Genomic DNA, 15,589 nt, shown 5'->3' with positions numbered 1-15,589 from the left:
ACACGTTGGCGAGGACGCCAACATTAGCCTTTAACATTAGGTCGGCGTTTCATTTTTCTCTCGTTGGCGTCCCCGCCAACGAGTATGCCCCTAAATCCAATCAATAAAATAGCTTATATTTTAAACAGTTTTCTAATAATAGCTACATATCAATCATTTCTTCCCCAACACTTCTATCTTTGAATATCAATAACCATTTTATGAATATCATACTAGCGTCCACATCAACCCTATACGGAGAACAATACTTAGCTTACCTCAAATCCGAAATCATCACCCTGTTTAAAGGAGTTAATGAAATTATCTTCATCCCGTTCGCAAGACCAGGAGGAATATCTCATGAAGAATACACCAAAAAAGCTGCTGAGTTCTTTGCAACCATCAACATCAATGTAAAAGGACTTCACGAATTTGATGATAAGACAACAGCTATTACTAATGCAAAAGGTTTCTTTACGGGCGGAGGAAATACCTTTCTACTCGTAAAAACGCTTCATGAATTAGGCTTGATGAATATCCTCAAACAAAACGTCGAAGAAGACAAACCTTATCTAGGTTGTAGCGCCGGAAGTAACATTGGAGGTATGAACATGAAAACCACTAACGATATGCCAATTGTTTATCCACCAAGTTTCGACTGCATGGGTTTGGTACCTTTCAATATCAATCCACATTATTTGGACCCAACACCGGAAATCAAACATAACGGCGAGACGAGAGAAACTAGAATACTAGAATTTCTAACCCAAAACAACGTTAAAGTAGTAGGTTTACGAGAAGGCAATTGGATTAGGAGGATTGGAAATCAAATTACCGTAGAAGGAACTCAACTCACCAGAATATTTGAACAAGATAAAGCTCCCTACGAAATAGAGCCGAACAGCTCTATATAAGCCCCATTTTCAGCATTAAAAAATCATCCTCAACAAGCCAATCTTTAAAATATGAATATCAACATTCAGCCTCAGCTAGAAAACGAAACGGTAATTCTCTATCCTTTGCAAGAAGCAGATTTTGAAGCATTATATGCCGTGGCCTCAGACCCTAAAATTTGGGAACAACATCCCAATAAAGACCGCTGGAAAAGAGAAGTGTTTGAAATATTTTTTAAAGGGGCTATCGAAAGCAAAGGTGCTTTTAAAATCGTTGATAAAACAACAGGAGATATTATAGGAAGTACTCGTTTCTACGACTACAATGAACTTGAGAATAGCATACTGATTGGTTACACGTTTTATGCAGTAGCTTATTGGGGCAAAGGCATCAACCCAATAGTAAAAACATTAATGCTTAATTATATCTTTCAATTCGTTTCGAAAGTGCATTTTCATGTTGGGGCAAGTAATTTACGCTCACAAATTGCGATTAGCCGCCTTGGTGCAGAGAAGATTGCGGAGCAGGAAGTCACTTATTTTGGCGAAGACCCGAAAATGAATTTCGTTTATGAAATCAAAAAAGAAAATTGGTCAAGTCTTCGCAATTAATCTAAAACAAAAAACCCTCTAGGAAAAATCCCAAAGGGTTAAGCATAACAATAAGTTAGTTAGATTACGCTCTTTCTTCTGCATTGTCAGCAGCTGGTGCTTCAGGAGCAGTTTCTTCAGCAACTGGTGCTTCTGCAACTTCTTCTTTAGCCTCAACAACTGGAGCTGCTTCTTCTTTTACTTCTGCAGCAGGAGCATCAGCTTTCTTAGTAGTAGCTTTGCTTCTTCCTCTACGAGTAGTTTTCTTTTCAGCAGCTGCTGCATCTTTTCCGTATACCTCGTTATAATCTACTAGTTCGATTAAAGCCATTTCAGCATTATCACCTAAACGATTGTTTAATTTGATAATACGAGTGTAACCACCTGGACGGTTAGCAACTTTCGCAGCTACGTCACGGAACAATTCGCTTACTACCTCTTTGTTCTGTAAGTAAGCAAATACTGTACGACGTGAGTGAGTAGTATCGTTTTTAGATTTAGTGATGATTGGCTCTACATAAACACGTAAAGCTTTTGCTTTAGCTAATGTAGTAGTGATTCTCTTGTGAGTGATCAAAGAAGAAGCCATATTTGCCAACATCGCTTTTCTGTGCGAAGTAGTTCTTCCTAAGTGGTTGTGTTTTTTACCGTGTCTCATTTTTTTGTTTATAAAGTGTGTACCGTCTCTTTGAATTTAATCTGAGGGAATTACACACAGTGAATAATATTAATTATCCAAACTCCAATAATCAATTTCCAAGCTGAAAACTGTTTATTGAAAACTGAATTATTCTTCGTCTAACTTGAATTTAGAAAGGTTCATTCCAAACGATAATTGTTTAGATTTTACCAATTCTTGGATTTCGGTTAATGACTTCTTACCAAAGTTTCTGAATTTTAACATATCAGCAACATCATAAGAAACTAGATCAGCTAAAGTACGGATATCAGCTGCTTTTAAGCAGTTTAATGCACGTACAGATAAATCTAAATCAACTAATTCAGTTTTAAGGATTTTACGCATATGTAAAATTTCCTCATCAACTTCTTTAGTTTCTTCTTTAGCTTGAGATTCCAATACTAAGTTCTCATCAGAGAATAACATGAAGTGTTGGATCAAAATCTTAGCTGCTTCTTTCAAAGCTTCTTCTGGGTGGATAGATCCATCAGTAGAAATATCTAAGATTAATTTCTCGTAATCTGTTTTTTGCTCAACACGATAGTTTTCGATCGTGTATTTTACATTTTTCATTGGGGTAAAAATCGAATCGATTGCGATTACACCAACTACGCTATCAGAAACTTTGTTCTCTTCTGCAGGAACATAACCACGTCCTTTATTTACAGTTAATTCAACTTCTAAAGTAACTGATTTTTCCATGTTGCAGATCACCAACTCTGGGTTTAAAACCTCAAAGTTGTTAGAGAATTTAGTAATATCTCCTGCTTGGAATTGATCTTGACCATTTACAATGATAAAGATTTTCTCAGAATCACCAGATTCTCCTACTTTCTTAAATCTTACTTGTTTTAAGTTAAGGATGATTTCCGTTAAATCTTCTACTACACCTTTCATGGTAGAAAACTCATGAGAAACGCCTGAAAAACGAATGCTGGTAATAGCAAAACCTTCTAAAGAAGAAAGTAAAATTCTTCTTAGGGCGTTGCCAATTGTTACACCGAAACCGGGCTCTAAAGGACGAAATTCAAATTGACCATCGAAATCCGTAGATTTCTGCATGATTACCTTATCTGGTTTCTGAAATGCTAAAATTGCCATTTATTAATGTTTTTAGATCGTTTAATATTGTTGAGTAACGTAAAAAAGTTAAAGCCACTAGGGCTTTAACCATTATGTTACTTAGAGTATAACTCGACAATAAGGTTTTCCTTAATGTTTTCAGGAATTTCATCACGATTAGGATATGACAAAAATTTACCTGATAATTCTTTAGCATTCCAATCTAACCAAGAAAACTTGTTGATTGATCTACCAGCTACTGAATTAGAGATAGCCTCAAGAGATTTTGATTTCTCTCTAACTGCCACTACATCACCAGCTCTTAATTGATATGAAGGAATATTTACCAATTCACCGTTTACAGTAATGTGCTTGTGGCTAACTAATTGACGAGCACCTGAACGAGTTGGAGCAATACCTAATCTGTATACTGTATTATCTAAACGTGCCTCTAGCAATTGTAACAAGTTATCACCAGTGATACCTTGACGTGAAGAAGCTTTTGTAAATAAGTTACGGAATTGTTTTTCTAACACACCATAAGTGTATTTTACTTTTTGTTTTTCCATTAACTGTACTGCGTACTCAGATTGCTTTCCTCTTCTTTTAGAAGCGCCATGTTGGCCTGGAGGATAGTTTTTTCTGTCTAGTACTTTATCAGGGCCAAAAATTGGTTCTCTGAACTTACGGGCGATTTTGGACTTTGGTCCGGTGTATCTTGCCATTTTGTTTGTGATTTTAAAGTATCATCCCAACGCATTGGGAGACTCTTAGCTTTAAAAATTAATTGATTAAACTCTTCTTTTCTTTGGAGGACGACATCCATTGTGTGGAAGTGGAGTGATGTCTTTAATAGACAATACTTCAATACCAGCTACTTGTAAAGTTCTGATAGCCGACTCACGACCTGAACCAGGACCTTTAACGAAAACGTCTACTTTACGTAAACCTAAATCGAAAGCAACTTTACCACAGTCTGATGCAGCTTGACCTGCAGCATAAGGTGTGTTCTTTTTAGAACCTTTGAAACCCATTTTACCTGCAGACGACCATGAAATAGTTTGTCCGTTAGTGTTTGTTAAGGTAACAATGATGTTGTTGAACGTAGCATTGATGTGAGCTTGGCCTACCGGCTCAATCACAACAAGACGTTTTTTGGTAACTTTTTTACTCTTAGCCATGTTATTTTTTAACGATTTGACTTACGAACTTGAACTAACTCAGTAATCCCCTACCGTAAATCTGTAATCTAATTATTATTTAGATGCTTTTTTCTTGTTAGCAACTGTTTTTCTCTTTCCTTTACGAGTACGAGAGTTGTTTTTAGTACGTTGACCACGAACAGGTAAACCTTTTCTGTGACGAAGACCTCTGTAGCAACCGATATCCATTAAACGTTTGATGTTCAATTGAACTTCCGAACGTAAAGCACCTTCTACTTTAATCTCATCGTTAATCATTGTACGGATAGCCGATAACTCATCATCAGACCAATCTTGTACTTTTTTGTTAAGGTCGATACCTGCTGTATTCAAGATACGTTGCGCAGTAGTCTTTCCTATTCCATAGATATAGGTAAGTCCTATCTCTCCTCTTTTGTTTCTTGGTAAATCAATACCTGAAATCCTTGCCATATTTGTAATTTGCTTTTAAGTGAACGTCCGAACGGCGGGCCACCGTTGTGCGGGTTTCGTTCTAATGTTTTTAACTATCCCTGACGTTGCTTAAATTTAGGGTTCTTCTTGTTGATCACGTAAAGTTTACCTTTACGACGAATAACCTTACAATCAGCGCTACGTTTTTTGATTGATGATCTAACTTTCATTGCTTTATTTATTTCTCTCTATGGTAATGAAGTCTCACAAGCTATTTCCAAATCTGAAGACGGTGCTCGTGATGCTTTCATTTTATTTGTATCTGTAAGTGATTCTACCTTTCGTTAAATCGTAAGGAGACATCTCTAATTTCACTTTATCTCCAGGTAAAATTTTGATGTAGTGCATCCTCATTTTACCAGAAATGTGCGCAATAATCTCATGGCCATTTTCAAGTTCTACCCTAAACATGGCATTAGATAATGCTTCTCTTATTACTCCGTCTTGTTCAATTGAGGCTTGTTTAGCCATATTCTATTGATTTTTACTTAATTAGCTGCGTATTAAACAGGGTTGCAAAATTAAATATTATTTTCCAATTATTTAAATTTTTCCGATAAAACTTCTTCAATTAGTGAAAAAGTACTTAAAACGTCTGCTTTACCCTTTTTTATGGCAACAGTGTGTTCGAAATGTGCTGAAGGCTTATTGTCTTTCGTAGTAACTGTCCACCCATCAGACCAAAATTTAACCGCTGCAGTACCCGCATTAATCATAGGTTCGATGGCTAAAACCATCCCCTCTTCTAATTTGATACCGCTTCCGCGTTTACCATAATTTGGCACTTCTGGCTTCTCGTGTAACTTAACTCCAACTCCATGGCCTACTAACTCTCTTACTACGCCAAAACCGTTAGATTCTGCATGGAACTGTACAGCATGAGCAATGTCACCTATCCGCATCCCAACTACTGCCTTCTCAATGGCGAAGTTTAAACACTCTTGTGTTACCTTAACCAATTTCTTTTGCTCATCAGAAGTTTCTCCAATAGAAAAAGTATAAGCCGAATCACCAAAATAGTTATTCTTAATTACACCACAATCTACCGAAATCAAATCTCCTTCTTTAATGACATGATCACCCGGAAAGCCGTGTACAACCTGCTCGTTAGGAGAAATGCAAAGAGAATAAGGAAATCCTCCGTAGTTAAGGAAAGCTGGTATTGCACCATTATCCTTAATGAATTCGTATGCCAGCTTATCTAATGCTTTTGTAGTAACACCTGGCGCTATTACCTTGGCTACTTCGGCTAAGGTTTTAGATACCAGTAACGAGCTCTCTCTAATCAATTCAACCTCTTCAAGAGATTTATAGTGAATTTTAGACATGCTATCTAATTTTGGAGGACTAAATAAAAAAATGATAGCATAGTATCTATTGCCAACGGCAATTCAACTACGCTATCATTCAATAATTCAATCATCTTTATAATGCAGCTCCGCTAGTTGATGTAGCAGCTGGAATACCAGAACGTCCCGTTACTCTACCTGTTTTCATCAAACCATCGTAATGGCGCATTAATAAATAACTTTCAATTTGTTGCAAAGTATCCAATACTACACCTACCAAGATCAACAAAGAGGTACCACCAAAAAACTGGGCAAACTCTTGTTGAATACCAACCTTAACAGCTAATGAAGGAAGAATAGCGATAGCAGCTAGGAACAAAGATCCCGGAAAAGTAATCTTCGAAACAACATCATCGATAAAACTAGAAGTAGCCAAGCCTGGTTTAATACCCGGGATGAAACCTCCGTTTTTCTTCATGTCATCAGACATTTGAGTTGGGTTAACGGTAATTGCAGTGTAGAAGAATGTAAATGCAATAATTAGGAACGCAAATGTTAAACTATAAGTTAACGATGTAATATCCGAATATTGGTGCAACCAGCTCTCTTGAAGGTTAGGGAACAAACCAATTAAAGCACTTGGCACAAACATCAATGCCTGAGCAAAGATGATAGGCATAACACCTGCTGCATTTACTTTTAATGGAATGTACTGTCTAACACCACCAACTTGCTTATTGCCTACAATTCTTTTCGCATATTGTACAGGTACTTTACGCACACCTTGTACAATTAAAATGGTGAACATGATAATTGCATAAAGTGCAACGATCTCTAATACCAATCTAATTAAACCACCGTCATTACCTGCAAAAACAGAGCTAATCTCTTGGCTTACTGCAATTGGCAAGCGAGCAATAATACCCACCATAATGATTAAAGATGTACCGTTACCAATACCTTTATCAGTGATTTTTTCACCTAACCACATTACAAATAACGTACCTGCTGTTAAAATAACCGCCGATAAGAAATAGAACAAAGTATGATTAATTACAATAGCTTCCTGAGGAACCTGCGTTTTAACATAGCCTATTGCTTGTACAATAGTAATGGCAACTGTTAGGTAACGAGTATACTGCGTTAACTTTTTACGTCCGCTTTCACCTTCTTTCTGCATTTTTTGGAACGTAGGAACCGCAATACCCAATAACTGCACCACAATAGAGGCAGAAATGTAAGGCATTACACCTAACGCAACGATTGAAGCCTTAGAAAAGGCACCACCGGCAAACATGTCTAATAGACCTAAAAGACCTGATTTTTGTGCGTTTGATAATTGCGCAGGATCAACACCTGGCAATACCACTTGGCACACAAGTCTATAGATAATAAGAATCATAAGCGTAAATAATATACGCTCCTTTAATTCTTGGATTTTCCAAATATTACTTAAAGTAGTAAATAGCTTCTTCATTTTATAATTTTACGATTGAGCCTCCAGCAGCTTCGATTGCTTTTTGTGCACTTGCAGAAAAAGCATGAGCTGTAACTTCCAATTTAGCTTTAACTTCACCACGACCTAAGATTTTTACTAAGTCGTTTTTAGAAGCTAAACCATGTTCTTGCAATGTAGCAAAATTTACAGTAGTTAAGCTAAATTTTTCAGCCAATCCTTGCAATACGTCTAAGTTCACACCTACGTACTCTGTACGGTTAATTGGTTTGAAACCAACTTTAGGCACACGACGTTGTAAAGGCATTTGACCACCTTCGAAACCAACTTTTGTAGAGTGACCAGAACGTGAGCCAGCACCTTTGTGTCCACGTGTTGATGTACCACCACGACCAGAACCTTGACCACGACCAATTCTCTTACTTGTTTTTACAGCACCTTTTGCAGGTTTTAAATTACTTAAGTTCATTATAAACTTTATTATGTTGCCCCTTCGCTTTCACTAATCAGGAAACAACGATTAAACAAAAAAAATTTGCCTAAGATATATAAATCTTAAGCAAATTCTAATAATAATATTATATAGCTTCGATAGCTACTAAGTGATTAACTTTTCTAACCATGCCGATGATTGCAGCATTCGCTTCAACCTCAACACTTTGGTTTAATTTTGATAAACCTAAAGCTTTCATGGTTCTCTTTTGGCGCTCGCTTCTGTCGATAACGCTTTTTACTTGAGTGATTTTAATTTTCGCCATGATCTTATCCGTTAAAAACTTTGTTTAAATCTACACCACGGTTTTGAGCCACTGTATAAGCATCACGCATTTTTGTTAATGCATCAACTGTAGCTTTTACCACGTTGTGAGGATTTGATGAACCTTTTGATTTAGCCAATACGTTGTGGATACCAGCACTTTCTAGCACGGCACGCATAGCACCACCAGCAATTACTCCAGTACCTACAGCAGCAGGCTTAATTAATACAAAACCTCCAGAATATTTACCGATTTGCTCGTGAGGTACAGTACCGTTTAACAAAGGAACTTTTACCAAGTTTTTCTTTGCATCGTCTACACCTTTAGCGATAGCTTCAGTAACCTCTTTAGCTTTGCCTAATCCGTAACCTACAACGCCGTTCTCATCACCTACAACTACGATAGCTGAAAAGCTGAAAGTACGACCACCTTTGGTTACTTTAGCAACACGTTGGATGCTCACTAAACGATCTTTTAACTCAATCTCGCTAGTTTTTACTCTTTTTATATTGATAGTTGACATTATCTCTTATTTAATGATTAAAATACTAGACCACCTTCGCGAGCACCTTCTGCTAACGATTTTACACGTCCATGGTATAAGTAACCATTTCTGTCGAAAACAACTTCTTTAAGACCTGCTGCAACTGCTTTTTCGGCAACTAATTTACCTACTGCTGCTGATTGATCAGATTTGTTTCCTGAAGCATTGAAATCTTTAGATAAAGATGATGCTGCAACTAAAGTTTGACCAGTTTCATCGTTAATGATTTGAGCATAAATACCTTTATTGCTTCTATAAACTGATAAACGTGGACGGCTCTCAGATCCAGTAAGTCTTTTTCTGATACCTTTTTTAATACGCTCTCTGCGTGATAATTTTTTTCCTGCCATTTTAATTATTTTTTAGAAGCCGATTTACCTGCTTTTCTTCTTAACACTTCACCAACAAACTTGATACCTTTACCTTTGTAAGGCTCTGGAGCACGTAACGAACGGATTTTCGCCGCTACTTGACCAATTAATTGTTTATCGATACTTTCTAAAATAATTTTAGGAGTTTGTCCTTTTTCTGATGTGGTAGTTACTTTAATTTCTGCTGGTAACTGGAACACATAGTGGTGAGAATAACCTAAAACTAAATCTAATGTATTGCCTTGGTTGCTGGCACGGTAACCCACACCAACTAATTCTTGTTCTAATTTATAACCTTCTGTTACACCTACAACCATATTGTTGATTAGTGAACGGTACAAACCGTGTAAAGCTCTGTGTCTTTTGTGGTCTGTTGGGCGTTGTACAGTTAAAACACCATCTTCTTGAGAAATAGTGATATCTGTATCTACAGCTTGAACTAATTCGCCTTTAGGACCTTTTACAGTTACTACGTTATCTTTACCTACTGTAATGGTTACTCCTGCTGGTACGCTAATTGGGGCTTTTCCTATTCTTGACATTGTACTGATCTCCTTTAATTAATAAACGTGACACAATACCTCACCACCAATATTCAATTTGGCTGCTTCTTTATCAGTCATTACACCTTTAGAAGTAGATAAGATTGCGATACCTAAACCATTTAATACTCTTGGCATATTTTCAACGCCTGCATACTGTCTCAAACCTGGTTTGCTGATACGGGTTAACGTACGGATTGCAGGGATTTTAGAGATAGCGTTATACTTTAACGCAATTTTGATTACTCCTTGAGCAGTTGTGTCTTCAAACTTGTAGTTTGCGATGTAACCTTTGTCAAAAAGTACTTTAGTAATTTCCTTTTTTAGGTTAGAAGCGGGAATTTCTACAATTCTGTGATTTGCTTTGATAGCATTTCTTAATCTTGTAAGATAATCCGCTATTGGATCTGTATTCATTATTATGAAATTGTGATAATGGTTTCCGTACGCGTCACCCGACTTCTGGACCTATTATCGGTTAATATTCTATTAAAATAGCTTATATGCTAATGAGCCATAAGCTGTAAGGGCTGCAAAAATACAACTTACAACTTATAACTCAAAAACTTATATAACTTTTTGTGCTTACCAGCTAGCTTTTGTTACTCCTGGTATTTTACCATCTAAAGCCATTTCGCGGAAAGTTACCCTTGAAATACCGAAGGTACGCATGTAACCACGAGGACGACCAGTTAACTTACAACGGTTGTGTAAACGCACAGCCGAAGAGTTTTTTGGTAATTTGTCTAATGCTGCGTAATCGCCAGCTGCTTTTAATGCTGCACGTTTCTCAGCATATCTAGCTACTAATTTTTGGCGTTTAACTTCGCGAGCTTTTACTCCTTCTTTTGCCATTATTCTGCAGTTTTTTGATTTTTAAATGGTAATCCAAATTGTTTTAAAAGTTCCAATGCTTCAACATCAGTAGTGGCAGTAGTTACGAAAGTAATGTCCATACCTAAAATCTTGTTGATTTTGTCGATGTTGATCTCTGGGAAGATGATTTGCTCAGTAACACCTAAAGTGTAGTTACCTCTTCCATCAAATCCTTTATCATTGATACCTTTGAAATCACGGATACGAGGCAAAGCTACTGAAATTAATCTATCTAAGAACTCGAACATGTTATTGTCACGTAAAGTTACTCTTACGCCAATTGGCATACCTTTACGTAATTTAAAGTTTGAGATATCTTTTTTAGATTTAGCAGCTACCGCTTGTTGACCAGAAATGGTAGATAATTCTAAGATAGAGCTATCAATTACTTTCTTATCAGCTACCGAGTAACGGCCAACACCTTGGTTGATTGAAATTTTCAACAACTTAGGAACTTGCATTACGCTTTTGTATTGGAACTTATCTTTTAGAGCTCCTACAATTTCCTCTTTATATTTGCTTTTTAATCTTGGTACGTATGCCATTATTTGATTTCCTCCCCTGAAATTTTAGCAACTCTAACTAATTTTCCATCGGCGTTTAATTTACGACCAACACGAGTAGTTTTACCAGATTTTGGATCAACTAACTGAACGTTAGAAATATGAAGAGCAGCCTCTTTTTTAATTATGCCACCATTTGGAGTAGCAGCGCTTGGCTTAGTGTGCTTAGATACAAGGTTTACACCTTCTACTACCACTCTGCTTTTAGATATAAGTACTTCTTGTACTTTACCTTGTTGTCCTTTAGAATCTCCTGCAATAACTTTTACAAGGTCACCTTTACGGATCTTTAATTTTGCCGGTTTGTTAACTTTGTTTCCCATTTTATAATACCTCCGGTGCTAATGATACAATTTTCATGAATTGTTTTTCACGCAGTTCTCTTGCTACTGGGCCAAAGATACGTGTGCCACGAGGCTCATCTTGGTTGTTTAACAATACGGCTGCATTGTCGTCAAAACGGATATAAGAACCATCTTTACGACGGATTTCTTTTTTAGTTCTAACTACAACTGCTTTAGAAACAGTTCCTTTTTTGATATTGCCTGAAGGCAAAGCACTTTTAACTGTTACAACAACTTTATCGCCAATTGATGCATAACGTTTACCAGTACCACCAAGTACACGGATAACCAATACTTGTTTTGCGCCGCTATTATCGGCTACGTTTAATCTTGATTCCTGTTGTACCATCTTATTTAGCTTTTTCTAAAATTTGTACCAATCTCCAGTTCTTGTTTTTGCTCAACGGACGAGTTTCCATGATTTCAACTGTATCGCCGATACCACACTCGTTTTTCTCATCGTGAGCCATAAATTTGGTAGTTGTTTTAACGAACTTACCATAGATTGGGTGTTTCACTTTACGCTCAACGGCAACTACTACAGATTTCTCCATTTTGTTGCTTACTACCAACCCGATTCTTGTTTTTCTTAAATTTCTTTCCATTGGGCTCTAAAATTATTTAGTTTCTGTAGCTACTGCCGCTTTTTTAACAGCAGACAATTCAGTGTTTAAACGGGCTATGTTTTTTCTAGCCGCAGTAATACGGTTAGGATTTTCGATAGCCGAAATTGTATGCGCAAATTTCAACTTTGTTAAGTTTTGCTTTTCTTCCGCAATCTTAGCTACTAATTCTTCTTGAGAAAGCCCTTTGATTTCTGAGTTTTTCATTTTACTTATTTTAATGCAGTGGGTCTAGCGGTTATAATAACAAGTTACTTACAACATTGATCCCACTTGGCTTTTTATGCTTCTACGTAATCTCTACGTACTACAAATTTTGTTTGAACAGGTAATTTCTGTGCAGCAAGTCTTAATGCTTCTTTAGCAATTTCCATTGGTACACCTTCTGCTTCGAAAAGGATACGTCCCGGTCTTACTACTGCTACCCAATACTCAGGAGCACCCTTACCTTTACCCATACGTACCTCAGCTGGTTTCTTAGTTACCGGTTTATCCGGGAAAACTCTAATCCAAACCTGACCTTCACGTTTCATGTAACGAGTTACTGCGATACGGGCTGCTTCTATTTGGCGACTTGTGATCCAAGTTGCCTCTAGAGATTTAATCCCGAAAGATCCGAATGATAATTCAGCACCACGAGTTGCTAAACCTTTCATTCTGCCTTTTTGCATCTTTCTGAACTTCGTTCTTTTTGGCTGTAACATTTTATTTTAATATTATCGTTAAACGATCTGTTGACTATTTGCGTGGGCCTCTGTTAGCACCACCACCTCTGTTATCTCTTCCGCCTTGGCCTTGACCACCTGGACGATTTCCGCCACCGCGTTTATCGTTTCTTCTGTCGCCACCGCCTCTGTTATCTCTTCCGCCATCGCGACCACCGAAGTTACCTTCTGGACGACCACCTTTACCAGGTGCGTTGTTTGTAGCGCCGATGTTTGGAGAAAGATCACGTTTGCCGTAAACTTCACCTTTACAGATCCAAACTTTGATACCTATTTTACCATAAGTAGTTAAAGCTTCTGCTAAAGCGTAGTCAATATCAGCACGGAAAGTATGCAAAGGAATTCTTCCTTCTTTGTACTGTTCTGTACGAGCCATCTCAGCACCACCTAAACGACCAGAAGTCATAATTTTGATACCTTCTGCTCCCATTCTCATGGTTGACGCGATAGATGATTTCATTGCTCTACGGAACGAGATCCTAGCTTCTAGTTGTTTTGCAACACCTTCTGCTACTAGTTGAGCATCTAACTCAGGACGTTTAATTTCAAAGATGTTAATTTGAATTTCCTTTTTAGTCAATTTCTTTAACTCTTCTTTGATTTTATCAACCTCAGCACCTGCTTTACCGATTACAATACCTGGACGTGCTGTGTGGATAGTTACTGTGATACGTTTTAACGTACGCTCAATTACTACTTTAGAAACACCGCCCTTTGCAATACGAGCTGAAAGGTATTTTCTTATTTTTTCGTCTTCAACTAATTTATCAGCATAGTTGTTGCCTCCGAACCAATTAGAATCCCATCCTCTGATGATTCCTAATCTAGCACCTATTGGATTTGCTTTTTGTCCCATTTCTGTTAATTAGTTTTAGTTTCAACGTTTATACTATCTACTACAAGAGTTACGTGGTTAGAACGCTTACGAATTCTGTAACCGCGACCTTGAGGTGCTGGTCTTAATCTTTTTAATTGACGACCACCGTCTACCATTACCGATTTAACGACTAATTGGCTTTCTTCAGGGCGAGAACCAGAGTTTTTTTGCTCCCAATTGTTGATGGCAGACAATAAAAGTTTTTCAACTCTTATAGCAGCTTCTTTATTGGTGTACTTCAAAATCTGTAATGCTTTCTCAACACGCTCACCTCTGATAAGATCCACAACTAAACGCATCTTACGCGGTGAAGTTGGGCAATTGTTTAATTTCGCTACTGCTTCCATCTTTTAATTATTTTTTCTTTTCAGAGTGGCCTCTAAAGGTTCTAGTTGGAGCGAACTCCCCTAGTTTATGGCCAACCATGTTTTCTGTTACGTATACTGGTATAAATTTATTGCCATTGTGCACAGCAAATGTGTGACCAACGAAATCTGGTGAGATCATTGATCTACGTGACCAAGTTTTGATTACAGTCCTTTTGCCTGAATCATTCATAGAGTTTACTTTACGCTCTACGTTATGGTCAATATAAGGTCCTTTTTTAATTGAACGAGCCATTATTTCTTCCTTTTCTCTATGATGAAACGATTTGAGTATTTTTTCTTAGAACGAGTTTTAAATCCTTTAGATAAAACACCGTTTCTTGAACGAGGGTGACCACCTGATGATCTACCTTCACCACCACCCATTGGGTGATCTACAGGGTTCATCGCTACTGGACGTGTACGAGGACGACGACCGATCCAACGAGCACGACCTGCTTTACCCAATACTTCATTTGCATGATCAGAGTTAGAAACTGTACCAATAGTGGCTAAACAAGTAACTAAGATAGATCTTACCTCACCTGAAGGTAATTTAATAGTAGCGTATTTACCGTCTCTTGCAGCTAATTGTGCATAAGAACCTGCGCTACGTGCTAATTGAGCACCTTTACCAGGGTGAAGCTCTAAATTGTGGATAATAGAACCTAGAGGGATATTAGCTAATTTCAAAGTATTACCTACTTCTGGAGTAGCTTTATCACCCGAAAGCACTGTTTGTCCAACTTGCAACCCTTCAGGTGCAATGATATAACGCTTCTCACCATCTGCATAGTTTAACAATGCGATACGTGCTGTACGGTTCGGATCGTACTCAATAGTAGCTACAACAGCAGGAATATCAAATTTATCACGTTTAAAATCAATTAAACGGTAAGATTTTTTGTGACCACCGCCAATATAGCGCATAGTCATCTTTCCTGTATTGTTACGACCTCCCGATTTCTTAGAAGATACAACCAATGATTTTTCGGGCTTGGTTGCTGTAATCTCCGTAAAACTAGCACCTACTCTAAAGCGGGTACCCGGAGTGACTGGTTTAAATTTTCTTAAGCCCATAGTTATTAATTATTCAATTTTTATATTAAATATTCGCGTAATAATCTATTGTTTCGCCATCTTTCAATGTAACAACAGCTTTTTTGTATTTAGGGCTACGTCCAGTTACTAAACCTGCTTTAGTATTTCTAGATTTTGCCTTACCTTGTACTACCATTGTATTAACCGCAACGATAGTTACGCCATACATTTGCTCGATAGCACTTTTAATCTGCAATTTATTAGCTCTGTGATCTACTTTAAAAGTAAAACGGTTAGCTTTTTCAGTTAATGCAGATGCTTTTTCGGTTAAAATTGGTCTTTGTAAGATTTCCATA

Annotated in this window: 29 protein-coding genes; 2 read left to right on the top strand and 27 right to left on the bottom strand. The window is 37.4% G+C overall.

Annotation, left to right across the window (positions count from 1 at the left end; all coding sequences use genetic code 11):
* Positions 1-200: 200 nt before the first annotated feature.
* Entirely contained in the window at positions 201-893 is a 693-nt protein-coding gene (gene pepE, locus AC23ME_RS16485; RefSeq protein WP_487728861.1) for a dipeptidase PepE, read from the top strand.
* Between the two features lie 51 nt (positions 894-944).
* A complete protein-coding gene (locus AC23ME_RS16480) occupies positions 945-1,484 on the top strand; it encodes a GNAT family N-acetyltransferase (protein ID WP_487728860.1) in 540 nt (179 codons plus the stop codon).
* A 64-nt stretch (positions 1,485-1,548) separates the two neighbouring features.
* Here AC23ME_RS16480 and rplQ read toward each other — a convergent pair whose 3' ends face one another.
* The 27 genes from rplQ to rplW form a co-directional block, all read right to left on the bottom strand.
* On the bottom strand, positions 1,549-2,121 hold the full coding sequence (gene rplQ / locus AC23ME_RS16475; RefSeq protein WP_487728859.1) for a 50S ribosomal protein L17: 573 nt from the start codon (positions 2,119-2,121) through the stop codon (positions 1,549-1,551).
* A gap of 129 nt (positions 2,122-2,250) precedes the next feature.
* Complete coding sequence (locus tag AC23ME_RS16470; protein ID WP_308851512.1) at positions 2,251-3,243, bottom strand: DNA-directed RNA polymerase subunit alpha; 993 nt, start codon at positions 3,241-3,243, stop codon at positions 2,251-2,253.
* A gap of 77 nt (positions 3,244-3,320) precedes the next feature.
* On the bottom strand, positions 3,321-3,929 hold the full coding sequence (gene rpsD, locus AC23ME_RS16465) for a 30S ribosomal protein S4 (RefSeq protein WP_308851511.1): 609 nt from the start codon (positions 3,927-3,929) through the stop codon (positions 3,321-3,323).
* A gap of 66 nt (positions 3,930-3,995) precedes the next feature.
* A complete protein-coding gene (gene rpsK, locus AC23ME_RS16460) occupies positions 3,996-4,385 on the bottom strand; it encodes a 30S ribosomal protein S11 (protein WP_138721993.1) in 390 nt (129 codons plus the stop codon).
* Between the two features lie 75 nt (positions 4,386-4,460).
* Positions 4,461-4,838: a 30S ribosomal protein S13 gene (gene rpsM, locus AC23ME_RS16455; protein WP_308851510.1), complete on the bottom strand. Its 378-nt coding sequence runs from the start codon at positions 4,836-4,838 to the stop codon at positions 4,461-4,463.
* A 74-nt stretch (positions 4,839-4,912) separates the two neighbouring features.
* A complete protein-coding gene (ykgO, locus tag AC23ME_RS16450) occupies positions 4,913-5,029 on the bottom strand; it encodes a type B 50S ribosomal protein L36 (protein WP_008244551.1) in 117 nt (38 codons plus the stop codon).
* An 82-nt stretch (positions 5,030-5,111) separates the two neighbouring features.
* The gene (gene infA / locus AC23ME_RS16445) at positions 5,112-5,330 is read right to left on the bottom strand and encodes a translation initiation factor IF-1 (protein ID WP_010599888.1); all 219 of its coding nucleotides are present in this window, start codon (positions 5,328-5,330) and stop codon (positions 5,112-5,114) included.
* 68 nt (positions 5,331-5,398) lie between these two features.
* Complete coding sequence (gene map / locus AC23ME_RS16440) at positions 5,399-6,187, bottom strand: type I methionyl aminopeptidase (protein WP_487728858.1); 789 nt, start codon at positions 6,185-6,187, stop codon at positions 5,399-5,401.
* A 97-nt stretch (positions 6,188-6,284) separates the two neighbouring features.
* Positions 6,285-7,625: a preprotein translocase subunit SecY gene (secY, locus tag AC23ME_RS16435; RefSeq protein WP_487728857.1), complete on the bottom strand. Its 1,341-nt coding sequence runs from the start codon at positions 7,623-7,625 to the stop codon at positions 6,285-6,287.
* A gap of 1 nt (position 7,626) precedes the next feature.
* A complete protein-coding gene (gene rplO / locus AC23ME_RS16430) occupies positions 7,627-8,073 on the bottom strand; it encodes a 50S ribosomal protein L15 (RefSeq protein WP_097132833.1) in 447 nt (148 codons plus the stop codon).
* A 109-nt stretch (positions 8,074-8,182) separates the two neighbouring features.
* Positions 8,183-8,362 carry a 50S ribosomal protein L30 gene (gene rpmD / locus AC23ME_RS16425; protein WP_097132832.1) on the bottom strand — a complete coding sequence of 60 codons (180 nt, stop codon included), beginning with the start codon at positions 8,360-8,362 and terminating at the stop codon, positions 8,183-8,185.
* 4 nt (positions 8,363-8,366) lie between these two features.
* Positions 8,367-8,885 carry a 30S ribosomal protein S5 gene (rpsE, locus tag AC23ME_RS16420; RefSeq protein ID WP_097132831.1) on the bottom strand — a complete coding sequence of 173 codons (519 nt, stop codon included), beginning with the start codon at positions 8,883-8,885 and terminating at the stop codon, positions 8,367-8,369.
* Between the two features lie 17 nt (positions 8,886-8,902).
* The gene (rplR, locus tag AC23ME_RS16415) at positions 8,903-9,256 is read right to left on the bottom strand and encodes a 50S ribosomal protein L18 (RefSeq protein ID WP_487728856.1); all 354 of its coding nucleotides are present in this window, start codon (positions 9,254-9,256) and stop codon (positions 8,903-8,905) included.
* A gap of 5 nt (positions 9,257-9,261) precedes the next feature.
* Positions 9,262-9,819 (bottom strand): 50S ribosomal protein L6, encoded by a 558-nt coding sequence (gene rplF / locus AC23ME_RS16410; protein ID WP_487728855.1) that lies wholly within the window; start codon positions 9,817-9,819, stop codon positions 9,262-9,264.
* An 18-nt stretch (positions 9,820-9,837) separates the two neighbouring features.
* Entirely contained in the window at positions 9,838-10,236 is a 399-nt protein-coding gene (rpsH, locus tag AC23ME_RS16405) for a 30S ribosomal protein S8 (RefSeq protein WP_097132828.1), read from the bottom strand.
* Positions 10,237-10,404: 168 nt separating this feature from the next.
* The gene (gene rpsN / locus AC23ME_RS16400; RefSeq protein WP_487728854.1) at positions 10,405-10,674 is read right to left on the bottom strand and encodes a 30S ribosomal protein S14; all 270 of its coding nucleotides are present in this window, start codon (positions 10,672-10,674) and stop codon (positions 10,405-10,407) included.
* On the bottom strand, positions 10,674-11,240 hold the full coding sequence (rplE, locus tag AC23ME_RS16395; RefSeq protein ID WP_487728853.1) for a 50S ribosomal protein L5: 567 nt from the start codon (positions 11,238-11,240) through the stop codon (positions 10,674-10,676). The genes rpsN and rplE overlap by 1 nt, the downstream gene beginning before the upstream one ends.
* Positions 11,240-11,581, bottom strand: a complete 342-nt coding sequence (rplX, locus tag AC23ME_RS16390; protein ID WP_487728852.1) for a 50S ribosomal protein L24 — start codon at positions 11,579-11,581, stop codon at positions 11,240-11,242. The genes rplE and rplX overlap by 1 nt, the downstream gene beginning before the upstream one ends.
* Before the next feature lies 1 nt (position 11,582).
* The gene (gene rplN / locus AC23ME_RS16385; RefSeq protein WP_199132375.1) at positions 11,583-11,951 is read right to left on the bottom strand and encodes a 50S ribosomal protein L14; all 369 of its coding nucleotides are present in this window, start codon (positions 11,949-11,951) and stop codon (positions 11,583-11,585) included.
* A 1-nt stretch (position 11,952) separates the two neighbouring features.
* Positions 11,953-12,207 carry a 30S ribosomal protein S17 gene (gene rpsQ / locus AC23ME_RS16380; protein WP_487728851.1) on the bottom strand — a complete coding sequence of 85 codons (255 nt, stop codon included), beginning with the start codon at positions 12,205-12,207 and terminating at the stop codon, positions 11,953-11,955.
* A 12-nt stretch (positions 12,208-12,219) separates the two neighbouring features.
* Positions 12,220-12,432, bottom strand: coding sequence for a 50S ribosomal protein L29 (rpmC, locus tag AC23ME_RS16375; protein ID WP_487728850.1), 213 nt, complete (start codon positions 12,430-12,432; stop codon positions 12,220-12,222).
* Between the two features lie 74 nt (positions 12,433-12,506).
* Positions 12,507-12,929, bottom strand: a complete 423-nt coding sequence (gene rplP, locus AC23ME_RS16370) for a 50S ribosomal protein L16 (protein ID WP_097132822.1) — start codon at positions 12,927-12,929, stop codon at positions 12,507-12,509.
* A 34-nt stretch (positions 12,930-12,963) separates the two neighbouring features.
* Positions 12,964-13,806 carry a 30S ribosomal protein S3 gene (rpsC, locus tag AC23ME_RS16365; protein ID WP_487728849.1) on the bottom strand — a complete coding sequence of 281 codons (843 nt, stop codon included), beginning with the start codon at positions 13,804-13,806 and terminating at the stop codon, positions 12,964-12,966.
* 5 nt (positions 13,807-13,811) lie between these two features.
* Positions 13,812-14,174 carry a 50S ribosomal protein L22 gene (gene rplV / locus AC23ME_RS16360; protein WP_487728848.1) on the bottom strand — a complete coding sequence of 121 codons (363 nt, stop codon included), beginning with the start codon at positions 14,172-14,174 and terminating at the stop codon, positions 13,812-13,814.
* A 7-nt stretch (positions 14,175-14,181) separates the two neighbouring features.
* Positions 14,182-14,448, bottom strand: a complete 267-nt coding sequence (rpsS, locus tag AC23ME_RS16355; protein WP_113649308.1) for a 30S ribosomal protein S19 — start codon at positions 14,446-14,448, stop codon at positions 14,182-14,184.
* The gene (rplB, locus tag AC23ME_RS16350; RefSeq protein WP_487728847.1) at positions 14,448-15,272 is read right to left on the bottom strand and encodes a 50S ribosomal protein L2; all 825 of its coding nucleotides are present in this window, start codon (positions 15,270-15,272) and stop codon (positions 14,448-14,450) included. The genes rpsS and rplB overlap by 1 nt, the downstream gene beginning before the upstream one ends.
* Positions 15,273-15,297: 25 nt before the next feature.
* On the bottom strand, positions 15,298-15,588 hold the full coding sequence (rplW, locus tag AC23ME_RS16345; protein ID WP_487728846.1) for a 50S ribosomal protein L23: 291 nt from the start codon (positions 15,586-15,588) through the stop codon (positions 15,298-15,300).
* Position 15,589 lies beyond the last annotated feature (1 nt).

The organism is Pedobacter sp. T50_32 (genome assembly GCF_057652195.1).
Note: the sequence above shows the minus strand (reverse complement) of the source record. Positions and strands in the feature narration are given on the sequence as shown.